The sequence below is a fragment of the Streptomyces sp. NPDC002206 genome, from assembly GCF_053593595.1.
In genome coordinates this window covers 264,370-284,515 of record NZ_JBSFCW010000006.1, presented here as the reverse complement: position 1 = coordinate 284,515, position 20,146 = coordinate 264,370, and the positions used below count along the sequence as shown (strand labels likewise).

Annotated in this window: 15 protein-coding genes, 3 pseudogenes and 1 riboswitch; of the genes and pseudogenes, 15 read left to right on the top strand and 3 right to left on the bottom strand. The window is 71.5% G+C overall.

Translation table 11 applies throughout. From position 1 onward, the window contains the following. Window positions 1-41: 41 nt before the first annotated feature. The 8 genes and pseudogenes from ACWCP8_RS15255 to cobC all read left to right on the top strand — a co-directional run bounded on the left by ACWCP8_RS15255 (window position 42) and on the right by cobC (window position 10,582). Window positions 42-1,328 (top strand): inorganic phosphate transporter, encoded by a 1,287-nt coding sequence (locus ACWCP8_RS15255; protein ID WP_352264632.1) that lies wholly within the window; start codon window positions 42-44, stop codon window positions 1,326-1,328. 12 nt (window positions 1,329-1,340) lie between these two features. Beyond that, window positions 1,341-1,574, top strand: coding sequence for a hypothetical protein (locus ACWCP8_RS15250; protein WP_267005848.1), 234 nt, complete (start codon window positions 1,341-1,343; stop codon window positions 1,572-1,574). A gap of 165 nt (window positions 1,575-1,739) precedes the next feature. Next, window positions 1,740-1,868: riboswitch (cobalamin riboswitch) on the top strand. Between the two features lie 151 nt (window positions 1,869-2,019). Further along, complete coding sequence (locus tag ACWCP8_RS15245; protein WP_352264630.1) at window positions 2,020-3,000, top strand: cobalamin biosynthesis protein; 981 nt, start codon at window positions 2,020-2,022, stop codon at window positions 2,998-3,000. Beyond that, entirely contained in the window at window positions 2,997-4,556 is a 1,560-nt protein-coding gene (locus tag ACWCP8_RS15240; RefSeq protein WP_355999827.1) for a cobyric acid synthase, read from the top strand. The genes ACWCP8_RS15245 and ACWCP8_RS15240 overlap by 4 nt, the downstream gene beginning before the upstream one ends. A gap of 175 nt (window positions 4,557-4,731) precedes the next feature. Then, complete coding sequence (locus ACWCP8_RS15235; RefSeq protein ID WP_451116306.1) at window positions 4,732-6,747, top strand: putative cobaltochelatase; 2,016 nt, start codon at window positions 4,732-4,734, stop codon at window positions 6,745-6,747. Continuing rightward, window positions 6,747-7,355 carry a cob(I)yrinic acid a,c-diamide adenosyltransferase gene (cobO, locus tag ACWCP8_RS15230; protein WP_355771082.1) on the top strand — a complete coding sequence of 203 codons (609 nt, stop codon included), beginning with the start codon at window positions 6,747-6,749 and terminating at the stop codon, window positions 7,353-7,355. The genes ACWCP8_RS15235 and cobO overlap by 1 nt, the downstream gene beginning before the upstream one ends. Then, a complete protein-coding gene (locus ACWCP8_RS15225) occupies window positions 7,349-8,815 on the top strand; it encodes a cobyrinate a,c-diamide synthase (protein WP_451116304.1) in 1,467 nt (488 codons plus the stop codon). The genes cobO and ACWCP8_RS15225 overlap by 7 nt, the downstream gene beginning before the upstream one ends. A gap of 187 nt (window positions 8,816-9,002) precedes the next feature. After that, window positions 9,003-10,582, top strand: a pseudogene (gene cobC, locus ACWCP8_RS15220) (Rv2231c family pyridoxal phosphate-dependent protein CobC). A gap of 142 nt (window positions 10,583-10,724) precedes the next feature. Here the strand turns inward: cobC and ACWCP8_RS15215 are convergent. Together ACWCP8_RS15215 and ACWCP8_RS15210 are read right to left on the bottom strand one after the other, a co-directional pair. Further along, window positions 10,725-11,678 carry an SCO1860 family LAETG-anchored protein gene (locus tag ACWCP8_RS15215; protein WP_451116302.1) on the bottom strand — a complete coding sequence of 318 codons (954 nt, stop codon included), beginning with the start codon at window positions 11,676-11,678 and terminating at the stop codon, window positions 10,725-10,727. Window positions 11,679-12,016: 338 nt separating this feature from the next. Then, window positions 12,017-13,117, bottom strand: coding sequence for an amidohydrolase family protein (locus ACWCP8_RS15210; RefSeq protein ID WP_355999837.1), 1,101 nt, complete (start codon window positions 13,115-13,117; stop codon window positions 12,017-12,019). 105 nt (window positions 13,118-13,222) lie between these two features. Between ACWCP8_RS15210 and ACWCP8_RS15205 the strand changes: the two genes are divergently transcribed. From ACWCP8_RS15205 to ACWCP8_RS15180, 6 genes are all read left to right on the top strand, one after another. Beyond that, complete coding sequence (locus tag ACWCP8_RS15205) at window positions 13,223-14,329, top strand: pyridoxal-phosphate-dependent aminotransferase family protein (protein WP_352264617.1); 1,107 nt, start codon at window positions 13,223-13,225, stop codon at window positions 14,327-14,329. A 375-nt stretch (window positions 14,330-14,704) separates the two neighbouring features. Then, on the top strand, window positions 14,705-15,169 hold the full coding sequence (ectA, locus tag ACWCP8_RS15200) for a diaminobutyrate acetyltransferase (RefSeq protein WP_451116365.1): 465 nt from the start codon (window positions 14,705-14,707) through the stop codon (window positions 15,167-15,169). Window positions 15,170-15,261: 92 nt separating this feature from the next. Then, on the top strand, window positions 15,262-16,530 hold the full coding sequence (gene ectB / locus ACWCP8_RS15195) for a diaminobutyrate--2-oxoglutarate transaminase (protein WP_411085739.1): 1,269 nt from the start codon (window positions 15,262-15,264) through the stop codon (window positions 16,528-16,530). Window positions 16,531-16,634: 104 nt separating this feature from the next. Further along, window positions 16,635-17,033 (top strand): ectoine synthase, encoded by a 399-nt coding sequence (locus tag ACWCP8_RS15190; protein ID WP_352264613.1) that lies wholly within the window; start codon window positions 16,635-16,637, stop codon window positions 17,031-17,033. A 3-nt stretch (window positions 17,034-17,036) separates the two neighbouring features. Next, window positions 17,037-17,930: an ectoine hydroxylase gene (gene thpD, locus ACWCP8_RS15185; RefSeq protein ID WP_451116299.1), complete on the top strand. Its 894-nt coding sequence runs from the start codon at window positions 17,037-17,039 to the stop codon at window positions 17,928-17,930. Window positions 17,931-18,042: 112 nt separating this feature from the next. After that, window positions 18,043-19,059, top strand: a complete 1,017-nt coding sequence (locus ACWCP8_RS15180; protein ID WP_451116297.1) for a VOC family protein — start codon at window positions 18,043-18,045, stop codon at window positions 19,057-19,059. Between the two features lie 63 nt (window positions 19,060-19,122). Here ACWCP8_RS15180 and ACWCP8_RS15175 read toward each other — a convergent pair. Continuing rightward, window positions 19,123-19,452: pseudogene (locus ACWCP8_RS15175) on the bottom strand (Beta-galactosidase C-terminal domain); the annotation flags it as partial. Here ACWCP8_RS15175 and ACWCP8_RS15170 point away from each other — a divergent pair. After that, window positions 19,451-20,143: pseudogene (locus tag ACWCP8_RS15170) on the top strand (LacI family DNA-binding transcriptional regulator); the annotation flags it as partial. The pseudogenes ACWCP8_RS15175 and ACWCP8_RS15170 overlap by 2 nt on opposite strands. Between the last annotated feature and the right edge of the window lie 3 nt (window positions 20,144-20,146).

Sequence of the window (20,146 nt, the reverse complement as noted above, 5' to 3'; positions counted from 1 at the left end):
ACGGTCCACGAGCCAATGACGTCGAGCGATTGCCTGGGTAAATGGAACACATCACGCTGCTCCTCGCGATTGTGATCGTGACAGCTCTAGTGTTCGATTTCACGAACGGTTTCCATGACACCGCCAACGCGATGGCCACCACCATCTCGACCGGCGCTCTCAAACCCAAGACAGCGGTGGCCATGTCCGCCGCTCTCAACCTGGTCGGCGCGTTCCTGTCGATCGAGGTCGCCAAAACGATCTCCGGCGGGATCATCAACGAGAACGGGCTGCGGACAGAAGTCATCTTCGCGGCCCTCGTCGGCGCCATTCTGTGGAATCTGCTGACCTGGCTGGTCGGCCTGCCGTCCAGTTCCTCCCACGCCCTCTTCGGCGGTCTCATCGGCGCCGCGGTGATGTCGGCGGGCTGGTCCTCGGTCGACGGCGGCACCGTCGTCACCAAGGTGCTGCTCCCCGCGGTCGCCGCCCCGGTCGTCGCCGGTCTCGCCGCACTGCTGGCGACCAGGCTGACGTACCGGATCGGCGGCAAGGTCGGTAACGACGCCCAGGAGAAGGCCACCGCCAAGGGCTACCGCGCCGGCCAGATCGCCTCGGCCGGACTGGTTTCGCTCGCCCACGGCACCAACGACGCGCAGAAGACCATGGGCATCATCACCCTGGCCCTGGTCACCGGCGGCGTTCTCTCCCCCGGCTCCAACCCGCCGGTCTGGGTCATCGTCTCCGCCGGTATGGCCATCGCGCTCGGCACCTACCTCGGCGGCTGGCGCATCATCCGCACCATGGGCAGCGGCCTCACCGAACTCAAGCCGCCGCAGGGCTTCGCCGCCCAGACCAGCGCGGCCACGGTCATCCTGGCCTCCTCGCACCTCGGCTTCTCCCTCTCCACCACCCAGTCGTGCTCCGGCGCCGTGATGGGTGCGGGACTGGGCCGCCGGGGCGGTGTGGTCCGCTGGTCCACCGCGACTCGGATGTTCATCGCCTGGGGTCTGACCCTGCCGGCCGCCGGTCTGGTCGGTGCGGGCGCGGAATTCCTCACCAAGCAGGGCACTTGGGGTGTCGTCGTCGTCGCCATGCTGCTGATCGGGGGGTCCGCCGCCATCTGGCTGCTGTCCCGCCGCAAGCCGGTCGGTCACGGCGATGTCGCTCCCGACGCCGAACCGGCGGGTGTCATCACCACCGCCATGGCGGCCGTCACCCCGCCGCCCACCGGGGCCGCGGCTCCGGCCACGACGGTGGACGCCACCGCAGCCACGGACACGGACCTCAAGACCACCATCCCGGCCCCGGCCGGAACCGTCGCCGATCCGGCGCGGCCCGCCACGGTGTAAGGACAGATCACCATGAACATCGACTGGGCAGCTCTCGGCTCCGTCTTCGGCGTCTCCCTCGTCGTCACCGTGGCGCTGGTGGGCCTCTTCACCCTGGGCATCGTCGGCCTCTCCAAGCAGCCGGAACCGGCGGCGCAGGGCGGCTCCACCTCGGGCTCCCTGGCACTCGCCCGCACCGGCGCGTACCTCTGCTTCGGGCTCTGCGCGGCCGCGGTCGCGTACGGGATCTATCTGATCGTCGCCTGAGCACCTACCCGCACTCCGTCATCGGGGTCTCACCGGGCCGGACACACCTCGCGTGTGTCCGGCCCGATGTGCGTCTGCGCACACTGCGCCGCCGCAGGTCAAGGCCAGGTTGACGGGCATTCGCGGAGCGTGGTGGACTGCCGGAGCCATTTACGGCGACAGCAGAGGAAGCCGGTGCGAATCCGGCGCGGTCCCGCCACTGTCACCGGGGAGCAGTCCCCCACACCGGAAGTCACGGCTCGCGCAGGCGGGCTGGAAGGCCGGGGGAACTGCGGATCCGGGAGCCAGGAGACTCTCGCCGCCGGTCACGTCGAACCAGGGCGCGGACCCTGAGTGAGGACATATCGCCATGCCCGGCTGCCGTGCGTCGTCGTCCGTTTCTGTGCCGCTCCCACCAAGAGCCGACTGTACGAAGGTCCTTCGAGGCGCAACGGCCGGCTGAGCCGTGCGAGCCGACCGCATCTTCGCGTACGGCGCCACGGCCGGTCTGATCGGCGATCTGCTGCTCGGTGATCCCCGCCGGCGGCATCCGGTCGCCGCATTCGGACGGGCCGCCGCGGCCGTCGAGCGCCACCTGTGGCGCGACCACCGCGGGTGGGGCGCACTGCACACCCTGGTCTGCGCCGGAGGCGCCGCGGGCGGAGCCGCACTGGCCGCCCGTGCCGTACGCCGTCATCCCACCGCATCCGTCGCCCTCACCGCGGCCGCCACCTGGTCGGTCGTCGGCGGCACCTCGCTGGGGCGCGAGGCCCGCGCCATCGGCGGCGCGCTGGCCGCCGGTGACATCGCACTGGCCCGTGAGCGGCTCCCCCATCTGTGCGGCCGCGACCCGCACTCCCTCGACGGGCCGCAGATCGCCCGCGCCGTGGTGGAGTCCGTCGCCGAGAACACCTCCGACGCGGTCGTCGGCGCGCTGGTGTGGGGCGCGCTGGGCGGCGTGCCCGGACTCGTCGCCTTCCGGGCCGTCAACACCCTCGACGCCATGGTCGGGCACAAATCACCCCGCCATCTGCGCTACGGCTGGGCCTCGGCCCGGCTGGACGACGTCGTCGGCTGGCCCGGTGCCCGGCTCACGGCCGCGCTCGCCGTGGCTGCCGGGGGGCAGCCACGTCGGGCGGTACGGGCCTGGCGCGCCGACGCAGACAAGCACCCGAGCCCCAACGCGGGTCCGGTGGAGGCCGCGTTCGCGGGCGCGCTCGGCGTACGGCTCGGCGGGACCCTCGCGTACGGCGGCCGTGTCGAGCACCGGCCGGTGCTGAACGGCGCGGCGGGCCGTGCGGTGGAGACCGAGGACATCGAACGCGCGGTGCGGCTCTCGCGCCGGGTGGGGGTGCTGGCCCTCGGCGTGTGCGCGGCGGGCCGGCTGATCGCGGGACGGCGGTCGTCCACGGGGCGGCGCCCGGCCGCGGGACGGAGCGGAAGATGAGCGGCGGACTGCTGGTCGCCGGAACCACGTCGGACGCGGGCAAGAGCGTCGTCACGGCAGGCATCTGCCGCTGGCTGGTGCGCCAAGGGGTGAAGGTCGCGCCGTTCAAGGCGCAGAACATGTCGCTGAACTCGTTCGTCACCCGCGAGGGCGCGGAGATCGGACGTGCGCAGGCGATGCAGGCCCAGGCAGCCCGGGTGGAGCCGACCGCGCTGATGAACCCGGTACTGCTCAAGCCCGGCAGCGACCGCTCCAGCCAGGTCGTCCTGATGGGCAGGCCGGTGGGCGAGATGAGTGCACGCGGTTACCACGGGGGGCGGCAGGAGTCGCTGCTCTCCACGGTCGTGGACTGTCTGGAGCAGCTTCGGGGCACGTACGACGCGGTGATCTGCGAGGGGGCGGGCAGCCCGGCCGAGATCAATCTGCGCCGCACCGACATCGTGAACATGGGGATCGCGCGGGCTGCGCGGTTCCCGGTGGTCGTCGTCGGCGACATCGACCGCGGCGGTGTCTTCGCCTCCTTCTTCGGTACGACGGCGCTGCTCGGCGCCGAGGACCAGGCGCTGATCGCGGGCTATCTGGTCAACAAGTTCCGCGGCGACGTGTCGCTGCTGGAGCCGGGGCTCGACATGCTGCACGGGCTGACCGGGCGGCCGACGTACGGGGTGCTGCCGTTCGTCCATGGCCTGGGCATCGACGAGGAGGACGGACTGCGGGTCTCGCTGCGCGGGGCCGTACGCGAGTCGGTCGTCGCGCCGCCGCACGGCGAGGACGTGCTGCGGGTCGCGGTGTGCGCGGTGCCGCTGATGTCGAACTTCACCGATGTGGACGCGCTGGCCGCCGAACCGGGTGTGGTCGTGCGGTTCGTGGACCGGGCGGAGGAGCTGGCCGACGCGGACCTGGTGATCGTGCCCGGCACGCGCGGCACGGTGAAGGCGCTGGCCTGGCTGCGCGAACGGGGGCTGGCCGACGCGCTGCTGCGGCGGGCCGCGCAGGGGCGTCCGGTGCTCGGCATCTGTGGCGGGTTCCAGGTGCTCGGTGAGCGCATCGAGGACGAGGTGGAGTCGCGGGCCGGGCAGGTCGACGGGCTCGGGCTGCTTCCGGTACGGATCCGGTTCGACCGGGAGAAGACCCTGGCCCGGCCGGTCGGTTCGGCGCTCGGGGAGCCGGTGGAGGGGTACGAGATCCATCACGGGGTCGCCGATGTGCGGGGCGGCGAGCCGTTCCTGGACGGGTGCCGGGTGGGGGCGGTGTGGGGGACGCACTGGCACGGCTCGCTGGAGAGCGATGCGTTCCGGCGGCAATTCCTGGTGGAGGTCGCGGCGGCTGCGGGGCGGCGATTCGTGCCGGCGCCGGACACGAGTTTCGGGGCGCTGCGGGAGGAGCAGTTGGACCGGCTGGGGGATTTGATCGAGGAACATGCGGATACGGGGGCGTTGATGCGGTTGATCGAGGCGGGGGTGCCGGGAGGACTGCCGTTCGTGGGCCCCGGTGCCCCGGAGGTGCCGGCGGCCCGTGGGGCGCGCGGCGCCGGGGTGACCGGGGGGTCGGCGTGAGGGGGGCACCCGCGACGGGCTCCGTTCCCGTACCCGTCCCTTCCCGTGACCGGGGCTCCGCCCCGGACTCCGGTCCTCAGGGGCGGGACGGGCTGAGCAGCCGCCCGGACACGTTGGACGGCGGGCCTGGACGGAGCGCCGGTTCTTGGATGGATGACGTCGTCAAGGAGGCTTTGTGAGTACCCCGTACCCCTTTACTGCCATCGTCGGGCAGGACGATCTGCGGCTCGGATTGTTGCTGAACGCCGTATCGCCCGCTGTCGGTGGTGTGCTCGTGCGTGGGGAGAAGGGGACCGCCAAGTCCACCGCCGTGCGGGCGCTTGCCGCGCTCATGCCCGAGGTCGATGTCGTCTCCGGGTGCCGGTTCTCGTGTGACCCCGTGTTGCCCGATCCCGCGTGTCCCGATGGGCCTCACGAGGCCGGGGGCGGCGTGTCGCGCGCGGCTCGGACCGTGGAGCTGCCGGTGGGCGCGTCCGAGGACCGGCTCGTCGGGGCGCTCGACATCGAGCGGGCGCTCACCGAGGGGGTCAAGGCGTTCGAGCCGGGGCTCCTCGCCGATGCACATCGCGGAATCCTGTACGTCGACGAGGTCAACCTGCTCCACGACCACCTGGTGGACCTGCTGCTGGATGCGGCGGCCATGGGCGCCTCGTACGTGGAGCGCGAGGGCGTCTCCGTACGGCATGCCGCACGGTTCCTGCTCGTCGGGACGATGAACCCCGAAGAGGGCGAGCTGCGGCCGCAGTTGCTCGACCGGTTCGGGCTGACCGTCGAGGTCGCGGCGTCGCGCGAGACCGACCAGCGGGTCGAGGTGGTGCGGCGGCGGCTCGCGTACGACGACGATCCGGCCGGGTTCGCCGCCCGGTGGGCCGAGGAGGAAGGTGCGTTGCGGGAGCGGATCGCTGCCGCGCGGGCACTCCTTCCTCAGGTGGCGCTCGGGGACCGTGCCCTGCGGCAGATCGCCGCCACCTGTGCGGCCTTCGAGGTCGACGGGATGCGCGCCGACATCGTGATGGCCCGCACCGCGACCGCACTGGCCGCATGGGCGGGACGTACCGACGTGCTCGCCGAGGACGTCCGGCAGGCAGCGCTCCTCGCGCTCCCGCACCGGCGCCGCCGCAACCCCTTCGACGCGCCCGGTCTCGACGAGGACAAACTCGACGACACGCTGGAGCAGAACAGCGGTGACGGGGACGGCGGCGGGGACGACCCCGGTCCGGACGGGCCGGGTGGGGGCGGGCAGCCGCCGCAGGGGGACGGGCCCGACACGCCGCCGCAGCCCGAGGCGGGTGACGGCGACACGCCCGGACTCCCCTCGCAGGGCCGCCCGGCCGGGGGCGGTGAGCAGCAGCCCGTACGAGCTGCCGAGCCGTTCCGGACGAAGATGCTCAGCGTGCCGGGGATCGGTGAGGGTGCGGCGGGGCGGCGGTCCCGGGCGCGTACCGAGCACGGTCGCACGACCGGTGCGCGGCGGCCCGAGGGGCTGCTGACCAAGCTGCATCTGACGGCGACCGTGCAGGCCGCCGCCCCGCACCAGCACGCGCGCGGACGCACCGGGCGCGGCCTCGTGGTGCGGCGCGATGATCTGCGGCAGGCCACCAGGGAGGGGCGCGAGGGGAACCTGGTGCTCTTCGTCGTGGACGGATCCGGGTCGATGGCCGCCCGGCAGCGCATGGGCGCCGTGAAGGGCGCGGTGCTGTCGCTGCTGCTGGACGCGTACCAGCGGCGGGACAAGGTCGGTCTGATCACCTTCCGGGGCAAGGGCGCCGAAGTGGCGCTGCCTCCGACGTCGTCCGTGGACACGGCCGCCGCACGCCTGGAGACGCTGCCGACCGGTGGGCGTACCCCCCTCGCGGCCGGGCTGCTGAAGGCCCATGACGTGTTGCGGGTGGAGCGGCTGCGCGATCCGTCGCGGCGGCCGCTGCTGGTCGTGGTGACGGACGGGCGGGCGACCGGCGGCCCGGACCCGGTGGCGCTGGCCGCGCGGGCCGCGCGGCTGCACGAGGCCGAGGGCACGGCGTCCGTCGTCGTGGACTGCGAGTCGGGGGTCGTGCGGCTCGGGCTGGCCGGCCGGTTGGCGCGCGATCTAGGCGGCACCGCCGTCACGCTCGACGAGCTGCGGGCCGACTCGATCGCCGGACTCGTCCGAGACGTTCAGGGAACCAACGGATCCAACAGGAGGGCAGCCTAATGCCGCAGGGACAGCCGACCACCGTGCCGGACGACGGGCTGACGACCCGCCAGCGCCGCAACCGTCCGCTGCTCTTCGTCCACACCGGTATCGGCAAGGGCAAGTCGACGGCCGCGTTCGGACTCGCGCTGCGCGCCTGGAACCAGGGCTGGCCGATCGGGGTGTTCCAGTTCGTCAAGTCGGCGAAGTGGAAGGTCGGCGAGGAGAACGCGCTGAAGGTACTCGGCGCGAGCGGTGAGGGCGGCACGGTCGCCTGGCACAAGATGGGCGAGGGCTGGTCGTGGGTGCAGCGCGGTCTGCACGGCGACAACACGGACAACGAGGAGAAGGCCCGGGAGGGCTGGGAGCAGGTCAAGCGTGACCTGGCGGCCGAGACGTACAAGCTGTATGTCCTCGACGAGTTCGCGTACCCGATGCACTGGGGCTGGATCGACACCGACGAGGTGGTCGAGGTGATGCGCAACCGTCCCGGCACGCAGCATGTGGTGATCACCGGACGCAATGCCCCGGAGAAGCTCGTCGAGGCCGCCGATCTGGTGACCGACATGTCGAAGGTGAAGCACCCGATGGACGCCGGGCAGAAGGGCCAGAGGGGCATCGAGTGGTGACGATTCCGCGACTGGTGATTGCCGCGCCGGCCTCCGGCAGCGGCAAGACCACCGTGGCGACGGGTCTGATGGCGGCCTTCACGCAGCGCGGTCTCGCCGTGTCGCCGCACAAGGTCGGACCCGACTACATCGACCCCGGCTATCACTCACTGGCCACCGGGCGGGCGGGGCGCAATCTCGACGCGTACATGTGCGGGCCGGAGCTGGTCGCTCCGTTGTTCGCGCACGGGGCGCGTGGGTGCGACCTGGCGATCGTCGAGGGGGTGATGGGGCTGTACGACGGGGCGTCCGGGCAGGGCGAGTTGGCGTCGACCGCCCATGTCGCGAAGTTGCTGCAGGCGCCGGTGGTGCTGGTCGTGGACGCGTCGTCGCAGTCGCGGTCGGTCGCCGCGCTGGTGCACGGCTTCGCCTCGTGGGATCCGGAGGTACGGATCAGTGGGGTCATCCTCAACAAGGTCGGCTCGGACCGGCACGAGATGCTGCTCCGGGAGGCGCTGGACGAGTCCGGTGTGCCGGTGATGGGGGTGCTGCGGCGGGCCGAACAGGTGGCCACGCCCTCGCGGCATCTGGGACTGGTGCCGGTGGCCGAGCGGCGGGGCGATGCGGTGTCCGCGGTCGCGGCGATGGGCGCGCAGGTGGGCGGCGGGTGTGATCTGGATGCGTTGATGGCGTTGGCGCGGTCGGCACCCCGGTCGCCTGCGGGCTCGGGGGCGTGGGATCCGGTGGAGGCCGTGCGGGGTGCGGTGGGAGGCGGGGGCGCCTGCGACGCGGCCCTGCCCGGCCCTTCCCGGAACCGGGGCTCCGGTCCTCGGACGCCGGACGGACCGGAGAGTGGTGGCCCGGACGGGTCCGGTCGTGGTCGGCCCGTCATCGCCATGGCCGGGGGGCCGGCGTTCACCTTCTCCTACGCGGAGCACAGCGAGCTCCTCGCCGCCGCCGGGGCCGAGGTCGTGACGTTCGATCCGCTGCGGGACGCGGCTCTGCCCGAGGGCACCCGGGGGCTCGTGATCGGCGGCGGGTTCCCGGAGGTGTACGCCCCCGAGCTGTCCGCCAACGAGCCGCTCCGCAAGGCCGTTGCCGATCTCGCGGCCGCCGGGGCACCCGTCGCAGCCGAGTGCGCCGGGCTGCTCTATCTGTCGCGTTCGCTCGACGGACTGCCGATGTGCGGGGTGCTCGACGCCGAGGGCCGGATGTCGAAGCGGCTGACACTCGGTTACCGGGAGGCCGTCGCGATCACCGACAGTGCTTTGGCCGCGGTCGGCACACGGCTGCGCGGGCACGAGTTCCACCGGACGGTGCTGGAGCCGGGTGCCGGTTCCGCGCCCGCGTGGGGCATGCATCTGCCGGAGCGGCGTGTGGAGGGCTTCGTACAACAGGGCGTCCATGCCAGCTATCTGCATACGCACTGGGCTTCGGCGCCGGGCATCGCCCGGCGGTTCGTCGAGCGGGCCGCGGAATGACACCGTCGGTCCGCGATGCCCACGGTGGTAGCAGTCAGTAACGCGGGGGCGACCCGGCCGCCCGCCAGGGGCACCAGGAACGCGCCGAGCGCGACGAACACCGCCACGGGCTCCTGCCGGCCGATCGACCCCGGTGCCCGCATCGCGGACCCGCCCCGTCCACCGAGTTCGCGAAAGGATTTCTCCCATGGCTCTGCTGGTCGTCGGGGTCGGGGCGGGCAGCGGTGTGACGGTCGACGAAGTACTGGGGCTCGTCCTTTCCGTACTGCGTGAGGCCGGTCTCTCGCCCCGCGGCGTCGTGGAGTTGGCGACCGTCGACGCCAAGGCGGACGAGCCGGGGATCGTCGGCGCTGCGGCGCGGCTGGGCGTACCGGTGCGTGCGTACCGCGCGGACGAGCTGGCCGCGGTCGCCGTGCCGAATCCGTCGGGCGTGTCGCTCGCAGCGGTCGGCACGCCGTCGGTCGCGGAGGCGGCGGCTCTCGTCGGTGCGGACGAACTGCTCGTACCGAAGCGGAAGTCGAGCCCCCGGGGGCGGGTGGGAAAGGTGACGTGTGCGGTGGCCCGGCGGGCATCGCACGCGCATCCGGATCCGACCGTTGCGTGGAGCCCGGTGCCGGGCACATAGTCGTCCTGCTGTCGCTCCACCCCACGGTCATGAACCAGTCCCCCCACACCCCCCTGGAAGTCATGCACACTCCCACTGAGAGTCCCGACGTGAACAGCGCGGGCGGGCACGATCTGCGACATCACGGTGACGCGGAGGTACGCGGCCGGGATCTGACCGATCTCGCCGTCAACGTACGCACGGATACGCCCCCGGCCTGGCTGAAGGAACGAATAGCCGCCTCTCTCGCCACGCTCGCCGTCTACCCGGACGGGGGCCCGGCGCGGGCCGCGGTCGCGCAGCGGCACCGGCTGCCGGTGGAACGGGTGTTGTTGACGGCGGGCGCGGCGGAGGCGTTCGTGCTGATCGCCCGGGCGCTGCCGGCCCGGTGGCCGGTCGTCGTCCATCCGCAGTTCACCGAGCCCGAGGCGGCGCTGCGCGCGGCCGGGCACGAGGTGGGGCGGGTGCTGCTGCGCGCCGAGGACGGCTTCCGGCTGGATCCGGCGGCCGTGCCCGATGAGGCGGATCTGGTGGTGGTCGGCAATCCGACCAACCCGACGTCGGTCCTGCATCCGGCGGCCGCACTGGAGAAACTGGCGCGTCCCGGGCGGACGTTGGTGGTCGACGAGGCATTCATGGACGCGGTCCCGGGCGAGCGCGAGGCGCTGTGCGGACGTACGGACATCCCCGGCCTCGTCGTGCTGCGCAGCCTCACCAAGACGTGGGGGCTGGCGGGGCTGCGGATCGGTTACGTACTGGCCGGCCCGGAGACCATCGGCGCGCTGCAGGAGGCCCAGCCGCTGTGGCCGGTGTCCTCGCCGGCGCTGGCGGCGGCCGAGGCGTGCATGGAGCCGCGGGCGCTGGCGGAGGCGGCCGCCGCGGCGGACCGGATCGCGGTGGACCGGGCCCATTTGGTAGCGGGGCTCATGGAGTTCGCCGAGGTGCGGGTGGCGGAGCCGGCCGACGGACCGTTCGTGCTGGTTCGGCTGGAACGGGGCGCGCAGGTGCGGGAGCGGCTGCGGACGCTGGGGTTCGCGGCGCGGCGCGGCGACACTTTTCCGGGGCTCGGCCCCGAGTGGCTGCGGCTGGCCGTACGCGACCGTGCGACCACCAACCGCTTTCTGCAGGCGCTCGATCAGGCGCTGGTGCTCGTCGGCCGCTGACGGCCAGGGGCCCGGCGGCTGATCTCACGCACGGGCGGGGAGCGGTGTTCGCGCGATCTCACGCGAACACCGCTCCCCGCCTCCCTGTTGCTCGTCCGTCCCCTTTGACGCCGCCCCTCGGCCCCCCTCGGGCCGGGTCGCGTCAGTCCTGGGCGCCGCGCCTGCGGGCCACCACCATGGCGCCCGCACCCAGCGCCAGCAGCAGGGCCGCGCCGCCTGCGATGTAGGGCGTCGTGGAGCTGCCGCCGGTCTCCGCGAGATTGGTGTCGACCGCCGCCGGGGCGTGCCCGGTCCCGTTCTGGGGCTTCACATCGGTGCCGCCGTCACCGTTGTCGCCACCGGTGGTGCCGCCGTCGCTGCCGCCCGCCGGCTTCGTGGGCTCGGTCCCCTTCGGGGTCTCGCAGGTCGCCTCGGCGAGCGTGACCTCTCCCTTGACGTCGGCGACGTTCAGCTTGAGCGGGTTGACCGACACCTCCAGGCGGAGCGCGGTGGCCGCCGCGGTACGCGACGTGGTCCGCGTCTTCGACAGGTCGAGCGTCACCTCGCCCACACCCGGCACGTCGACCCGCGTGGTGCCGCCCGAGGTGAGCGTGACCCGCTTGCCGAGGACCGAGACACGGCCCAGCACATTGGATTCGGCGACGGGCTTGCGGCCCACCTCGCAGACCGCCTTCGAGGTGACCTTCTCGGCCTCGATGAGCGAGAGCAGCGGCAGTCCGGGCAGATGCACACGGGCCTTCGCCAGGTTGCTGTAACCCTCCGCCCGGTGCTTGTCGACGGTCGCCTTCGCCGTGGCCACGTCGGCGCGCAGCACGCTGAACGGGCGCCCGTGATTCACGCCGTCGAGCCGCACGCGGAGCGCGGTCTGCTCGGCGCTCGCCGGTGCGTGCACCTCGTTCAGCGTGGCTTTGAGCGGCACATCGACGGTCTTGCTCAGGAGTGATACATCGAGTGCGGTACGGAGCACGACCGCGCTCGCCTTCCCGCCACCGGTGGTCGTGGTGGCTCCGGTGGCGTGCGCCGGGGCGGCGACCAGCAGAGCGACAGGAGCGGCGGCGACCGCCAGGGCGGCCAGGCGGAAGGTGTTGCTGTTCAAAATGGTGGAACCCCCACAAGAGACATGGAGCCACCGGCACCGTCCAATGGGGGACATCGCGGGCGCCGGCGACCTCGACTCCGTGAATCTTTTCGTACAGAGGGTGAACTGACAGACACCTACGGCGAGTTCACTCCAATGGGGGGTTTCCGCGCCTGTATTCGAATATCGAGGTACGTCTGTTCCTTCGGTGCTCCTCATCGTCACCCGATCCGCCGAGCGCACGGGAGGTGTGGCGCAAGCGCACCGGAGTGTGCACAGAAGTGCTACAACGAGCGCGAGGGCGGTTCGGACACCGGCTGTCAACGTGTCACCCTTTCCGCTGGGACACGGTTGCGTCAGCCGATCACCCGCCCGTTCAGCACCACCCGGCGCGGCGCCGCCAGCACCCGTACGTCCGCCCGCGGGTCCTCGTCGTACACCACCAGGTCCGCCGGGGCGCCCTCCTCCAGCCCCGGCCGCCCGAGCCATGCGCGGGCGCCCCAGGCGGTTGCCGAGAGCGCCTCGCGCGCCGGGATGCCGGCCTTGACCAGTTCGGCGACCTCCTCCGCCACGAGTCCATGGGCCAGCGAGCCGCCCGCGTCGGTGCCGACGTAGACCGGCACCCCTGCGTCGTACGCCGCGCGCACGGTGTCGTAACGACGCTCGTACAGCTGCCGCATATGCGCCGACCAGCGCGGGAACTTGGCCTCGCCGCCCGTCGCGAGGTCCGGGAACGTGGCGATGTTGACCAGCGTCGGGACGATCGCGACGCCGCGCTCGGCGAAGAGCGGAATGGTGTCCTCGGTCAGGCCCGTCGCATGCTCGATGCAGTCGATCCCGGCCTCGACGAGATCGACGAGAGCGGCCTCGGCGAAGCAGTGCGCGGTGACCCGTGCGCCGAGCCGGTGTGCCTCGGCGATGGCCGCCTCGACCTCGCCCCGCGGCCAGCAGGCGGTCAGGTCACCGGCGTCCCGGTCGATCCAGTCGCCGACCAGCTTGACCCAGCCGTCGCCGCGCCGCGCCTCCTGCGCGACGTACGCGACGAGGTCGCCGGGCTCGATCTCATGGGCGTAGTTCCGGATGTACCTGCGGGTCCTGGCGATATGACGGCCGGCCCGGACGATCTTGGGAAGGTCCTCGCGGTCGTCGATCCACCGGGTGTCGGAGGGCGATCCGGCGTCCCGGATGAGCAGCGTGCCGGCCTCCCGGTCGGTGAGCGCCTGCTTCTCGCTCGTGGCGGCGTCGACCGGGCCGTGGTGATCGAGCCCCACATGGCAGTGGGCATCGACGAGGCCCGGCAGCACCCAGCCGGTGACGGTCTCCGCCGCGTCCGCGCCGGGCGGCCGCTCGTACGAGATCCGCCCGCCGACCGCCCACAGCTCGTCCCTGACGTCGTCGGGACCGACGAGCACCCGCCCCTTCACGTGCAGCACCGGCTGCGCCTTGTGATCACTCATGGCAGCACTGTACGAGGCGGTGTCCGGAGGGCCCTGGGTACTCTCGACGGAAGCACTGTTCGTACGCCGAACTGCAGGCCGACCCGATCCGAAGAGAGCACCACCGTGACGCACCCCTTCCTCGACCTCGCCCCGCTCACCGCCGCGCACTTCGCCGCCATCGAGCAGCGGGTGGCCGGTCTCCTCGCCACCGAGCAGGACGTCGTCATCATGCAGGGCGAGGCACTGCTTCCTCTCGAAGGCTGCATCCGGAGCGGCGCCCGGCCCGGTTCGACCGCGCTGAACGTGGTCACGGGGCCGTACGGGCAGACCTTCGGGAACTGGCTGCGGGACTGCGGTGCCAATGTGATCGACCTGGCGGTGCCGTTCCACACGGCGGTCACCGCCGACCAGGTCGCGCAGGCGCTCGCCGCGCACCCGGAGATCGATTTCGTCTCGCTGGTCCACGCGGAGGCGGCGACCGGCAACACCAACCCGGTCGCCGAGATCGGTGAGGTCGTCCGGGCCCACGGGGCGCTCTTCATGCTGGACGCCGTCGCCTCGGTGGGCGCCGAGCCGCTGCTGCCGGACGTGTGGGGTGTCGACCTGTGCGTGATCGGCGCGCAGAAGGCGATGGGCGGACCGGCCGGGGTGTCGGCGGTGTCGGTGAGCGAGCGCGCCTGGGAGCGGATCGCCGCCAACCCCGAGGCCCCGCGCCACTCGTACCTCTCTCTCCTGGACTGGAAGGAGCGCTGGATCGACGGCGGCCGCAAGGCGCTCCTGCACGCCCCCGCACAGCTGGAGATGCTGGCGCTCGAGGCGTGCCTGGAGCGCATCGAGGCGGAGGGCCCGGAAGCGCTGATGGCCCGGCACGCGGCGGCCGCAGCGGCCACGAGGGCGGGCGCGGTGGCACTCGGCGGCGGCCTGGCGCCGTATGTGCACGAGGCCAAGGACGCGGCGCCGGTCGCCACGACGCTGCGCGCACCCGCGGGAGTCGACGCCGCCGGGCTGGTCGCCAAGGCGCTCGCGACCGACCCCTCGCTGCCGCTGATCGCGGGCGGCGGGGTTCTGTCCAAGGAGATGATCCGGGTCAATCACTACGGTGTGGATGCGACGCGGGGCGTGGTGCAGTCCTCGATCGCGGCTCTGGGGTCGGCGCTGGCCGATGAGGGCCGGCAGGTCGACTTCGAATCTGCCCGCAAGGCCGTTTCGGAAACCTGGCCGAGCGAATAAGAATTCATCAATGCGGGGAGCTGCTTTATCGAGAGCAGCTCCCCGCATTCTTCTGCCCGCTCTCCCGGAGCCTAAACGCCAAAGTTTCGACAACGCCGATCGGCACAATTCGGTTGCGTCTCCGGGAAGTTGCAACTCTGTGACCGACTCCACAACGTGGCCGTTTTGCGGCATTAATAAGGTTCAAAACGGAAGAAATCGAAACAGTTTCACGCCGGGGCGCGCGCCCGCGTGATAACACAGCGACTTCTTTGACCCAACCCCTTTCAGCGATGCAATTTCAAAATTTGCTGGGTAAATTCCTTTCACATGACCGCCGCACCAGCAGATTTTGCACGTGCCCGAAGCGAATTCATCACCATCGACACCCCACGAGTGGAGGACGGGGCCGCGATCTGGCGCATCGCCCGCGACTCCGAGGTCCTGGACCTCAATTCCTCGTACAGCTACCTGCTGTGGTGCCGTGACTTCGCGGCGACCTCCGCGGTCGCCCGCGACGAGACCGGCGAGCCGGTCGCCTTCGTGACGGGATACATCCGGCCCGACCGCCCCGAGACGCTCGTCGTCTGGCAGGTGGCCGTCGACCACGGCCATCGCGGCATCGGACTGGCCGCCGAGCTGCTGGACTCGCTGACCGCGCGGGTCGCCGCAGAACAGGGCCTGGCCCGGGTCGAGACGACCATCACCCCGGACAACACCGCTTCCGACCGGCTGTTCACCTCCTACGCGCTCCGCCATGACGCGGCCGTGGAGCGCGAAGTGCTCTTCGACGGCGGGTTGTTCCCCGAGGGAACACATCTGCCGGAAGTGCTGTACCGCATCGGTCCGTTCCACGTCTGAGGCGCAGCCCGGGTGACACGCCCCGGCCCGGCGTCGACCGAAGCGCCCGTTCCACCGCCGCCCGTCACACCCCCACAAGCAGGAGATCCCCCGTGACCATCACCCCGCCCGCCCTGAGCGTCTTCGAGACCCTGGAGTCGGAGGTCCGGAGCTACTGCCGCAGTTGGCCCGCCGTGTTCGACCGTGCGCAGGGCGCCCGGCTGACCGACGAGGACGGCCACTCGTACCTCGACTTCTTCGCCGGTGCAGGATCCCTCAACTACGGCCACAACAACCCGGTGCTGAAACGCGCGCTGATCGACTACATAGAGCGCGACGGCATCACCCACGGTCTGGACATGGCGACCACCGCGAAACGCGCCTTCCTGGAGACCTTCCACAATGTCGTCCTGCGGCCGCGCGACCTGCCGTACAAGGTGATGTTCCCCGGCCCGACCGGCACCAACGCCGTCGAGGCCGCGCTGAAACTGGCCCGCAAGGTGAAAGGGCGCGAGTCGATCGTCTCGTTCACCAACGCCTTCCACGGCATGTCGCTCGGCTCGCTCGCCGTCACCGGCAACGCCTTCAAGCGGGCCGGGGCCGGCATCCCGCTGGTGCACGGCACGCCGATGCCGTTCGACAACTACCTCGACGGCAGGGTCCCGGACTTCCTCTGGTTCGAGCGGCTTCTCGAGGACCAGGGCTCGGGCCTCAACCAGCCCGCGGCGGTGATCGTCGAGACGGTACAGGGCGAGGGCGGCATCAATGTGGCGCGGCCCGAGTGGCTGCGGGCGCTGGCCGATCTCTGCCGCCGCCGCGACATGCTCCTGATCGTCGACGACATCCAGATGGGCTGCGGCCGCACCGGTGCATTCTTCTCGTTCGAGGAGGCCGGCATCACCCCGGACATCGTCACCCTGTCGAAGTCCATCAGCGGCTACGGACTGCCCATGTCGCTCTGCCTGTTCAACCCGGAGCTGGACATCTGGGGCCCGGGCGAGCACAACGGCACCTTCCGCGGCAACAACCCGGCCTTCGTCACCGCCGCCGCCGCGCTCGACGCCTACTGGGCGGACGGCCAGATGGAGAAGCAGACGCTGGCCCGCGGCGAACAGGTCGAGCAGGCGCTGCTCGCGATCTGCGACGAACACGCCCGGCTGGGCGCGCAGTTCCGTGGCCGCGGCCTGGTCCAGGCGCTCGAGTTCACCGACGTCTCGCGCGCCGCCGCGGTCTGTGCGCGCGCATTCGAGCTGGGGCTGCTGGTGGAGACCTCCGGCCCGCGCAGCGAGGTCGTGAAGCTGCTGCCGCCACTGACCATCACCCCCGAGGAGCTGGACGAGGGCCTGCGCACGCTGGCCCGCGCGGTCCGCGAAACCGTCTGACCGCCCGGCCCACGGGTCGCGCGACATCCCGACCGTCTGGCCGGGTCCACCCCGGGCAGGCCCGCACAGAAGTACCGCTGCAGAGAGAAAGGCTCCGACTCACCGTGATCGTCCGATCGTTCAGCGACATCGAGAACACCGACCGGCACGTGAAGGCCGCTTCCGGAACCTGGGAGAGCAAGCGCATCGTGCTCGCCCAGGAGAAGGTGGGCTTCTCACTCCACGAGACCACGATGTACGCAGGTACCGAGACGTCGATGTGGTACGCGAACCACATCGAGGCCGTCCTGTGTGTCGAGGGCGAGGCCGAGCTCACCGACGACGAGACCGGCGAGACGCACTGGATCAGCCCCGGCACGATGTACCTGCTGGACGGCCATGAGCGCCACACCATGCGCCCCAAGACCGACTTCCGCTGCGTCTGCGTCTTCAACCCTCCCGTCACGGGACGGGAGGAGCACGACGAGAACGGTGTTTACCCAGTACTGACCGAGGAGGGCTGAACCATGATCACCGATGTACGCCCCGACCTGTATCCCACCCGGCGCACGGCCGAGATGACCACCCCCCGCCAGGACCCGGTCATCTGGTCCGCGCCCGGCGCCCCGGGCCCGATCGCCGTAAAGGACCTGCAGGGTTTCGAGCAGGACGGCTTCCTCACCGTCGACGAGCTGATCAGGCCGGACGAAGTGGCCGTGTACCACGCCGAACTGGAACGGCTGATCGCCGATCCTGCGGTGCGGGCCGATGAGCGGTCGATCATCGAGCCGAAGTCGCAGGACGTACGGTCGGTCTTCGAGGTCCACCGGATCAGCGAAGTCTTCGCCCGGCTGGTGAACGACGAGCGGGTGGCGGGCCGGGCCCGCCAGATCCTCGGTTCGGATGTGTACGTCCACCAGTCGCGCATCAACGTCAAGCCGGGCTTCGGCGCTTCGGGGTTCTACTGGCACTCGGACTTCGAGACCTGGCACGCCGAGGACGGTCTGCCGCACATGCGGGCCGTCTCCGTGTCGATCGCGCTCACCGAGAACCACGACACCAACGGCGGGCTGATGATCATGCCCGGTTCGCACAAATCGTTCCTCGGATGTGCGGGCGAGACGCCGAAGGACAACTACAAGCAGTCGCTGAAGATGCAGGACGCCGGCACCCCGTCCGACGAGGCCCTGACCAAGATGGCCGACCGGCACGGCATCAAGCTCTTCACGGGCCGGGCCGGTTCGGCGACCTGGTTCGACTGCAACTGCATGCACGGCTCGGGGGACAACATCACCCCGTACCCGCGCAGCAATGTCTTCATCGTCTTCAACAGCGTGGAGAACACGGCCGAGGAACCGTTCGCGGCGCCGGTGCGGCGCCCGGAGTTCATCGGGGCGCGCGATTTCTCGCCGGTGAGGTGAGGCGCTGACGGGCCGCGCCCGTCAGCGCCAGGGGCCGGGACGACGTTCGTCGTGCCGGCCCCTGGCGAAAGTTGGTGGACCCCGGCGGCCGGCAACGGCGACAGTTGGTCCCATGACCTCACTTGTACGTCACATGACCTTCGACTGCGCCGACGCCTACAAGCTCGGCAGTTTCTGGGCCGAGGTGCTCGGTGCCCGGCTGTCCGACGACGACGGACCCGGTGATCCCGAGGCACTCGTCGAGACCCCCGGCGTCGCGCTGCTGTTCATTTCGGTGCCCGAGCCCAAGAGCGTCAAGAACCGCGTCCACCTGGACATCCAGCCGCAGGACCGAACCCGGGACGAGGAGGTCGAGCGGCTGCTCGCCCTCGGCGCCACGCTCGTCGGCGAGCACCGCAGGCCCGACGGCCGGGGCTGGGCGACGCTCGCCGACCCCGAGGGCAATGAGTTCTGTGTGGAGTGCAGCGCCGTCGAGCGGGCCACGCTGACCGCGACCCGGCTGCCGGTCACCGCGGACGATGTGACCACCGCGGTCCATCTCGCGCTCGCCGCCCTCCGCGAGGTTCCGGAGAACCACTGGCGGGCACCCGCCGGGTCGCTGGAGTGGGACTCCTGGGAGACCGTGGAGCATCTGAACGACGATCTCTTCGCGTACGCCGCCCAGTTGGGCCCGAGGAAGCCACCGCTGGACCGCGAGGTCCCGTACCGCTGGGGAGCCGACCGCAAGGGCGGCCCGGCGAATTCGATCTTCGCGAACCCCGACGCGGGGCCGATCGGCCTGCTCCAGACCCTGGAGGCGAGCGGCGCCCTGCTGACGGCGATAGTACGGACGACCGCGGCGGAGGTCCGCTCCTACCACTCGTACGGGGTGTCCGACCCGGAGGGCTTCGCGGCCATGGGAATCGTGGAGACCCTGGTCCATACGCACGATGTCGTCCAGGGCCTGGACATCACCTGGGCACCGCCCGCCGATCTGTGCGACCGCGTGCTGGCCCGGCTCTTCCCGGACTCCCCGGACGACGCCGACCGGTGGACCGTCCTGCTCTGGTCCACCGGCCGCGCCGAGCTGCCCGGGCGGGAACGCATCACCTCATGGAAGTGGCGCAGCGCGCCGCTCGATGCCGCCTAGGCGGACTCCCCGGTGGCCGGTGACCAGCTGGTCCGGTGTCGCGATGTCGTTCTCCAGGGCGACTCAGCCGTCGAGGCGTACGACCCGGACCACGCCCGCCGGAACGGCGAGGTGGCCCACGGTGTGCTCGCCGGTGAGGAGTTCGGTGCCGGGGCCGTCGAGCGGCACCTTCGCGTCGTCCCGGGTGTGGTTGATCGCGAAGAGGTACGTGCCGCTGTCACCGGTGCGGCGTACGACCTCGACGTCGTGCGGGAGACCGGTGCGCGGCGCGATCCGGGCGTCGTCGCAGGCCCGGTCGAGGACGGCGTCGAGATGGGGTCCGGACAGCCGGGTGGAGATGTACCAGGCGGTGCCCCTGCCCAGGCGGTGCCGGGTGATGGCGGGACGGCCCGCGGGAACCGAGGCGGAACGCCGCCGGAACATGCGGTACATCGCCGGCCATGTGGACGGAGTGCTGCTGGTCTCCAGTCACTCCGGCGACCCGGTCGCCGCGCGGCTGCACGAGGCCGGGGTCCCGCTCGTCGCCTGCGGCAAGCCGCTCGGGCAGGGCTCGAAGGTCAGCTATGTGGCGGCCGACGACCGGGACGGCGCCCGGGACATGGTGCGTTATCTGTACGAGTCGGGGCGCCGCCGGATCGGCACGGTCAGCGGCCCGCTGGACACCCCCGGCGGCGTCGAACGGCTTGCGGGCTACCGCGAGATGCTCGCCGAGTGCGGGCTGCCCGCCGACGACGCGCTGATCGTCCCGGGCGACTACAGCCGGGCGAGCGGCGAGGCGGCCGCCGCACTGCTGCTGGAGCGGGCCCCGGACCTCGACGCGGTGTTCGTCGCCTCCGACCTGATGGCGCAGGGCGTGCTCGCCGCACTGGAGAAGGGCGGGCGGCGGGTGCCGGAGGATGTCGCGGTCGGCGGCTTCGACGACTCGCCCGCGGCGCTCGCGTCCCGGCCCGAGCTGACCACGATCCGGCAGCCGTGGGACCGGATCAGCGCCGAGATGGTACGGGTACTGCTGGCCCGGATCGGCGGGGAGGAGCCGGCTGCGGTGATCCTCCCCACCGAACTGGTGCGCCGGGATTCGGCGTAGGCC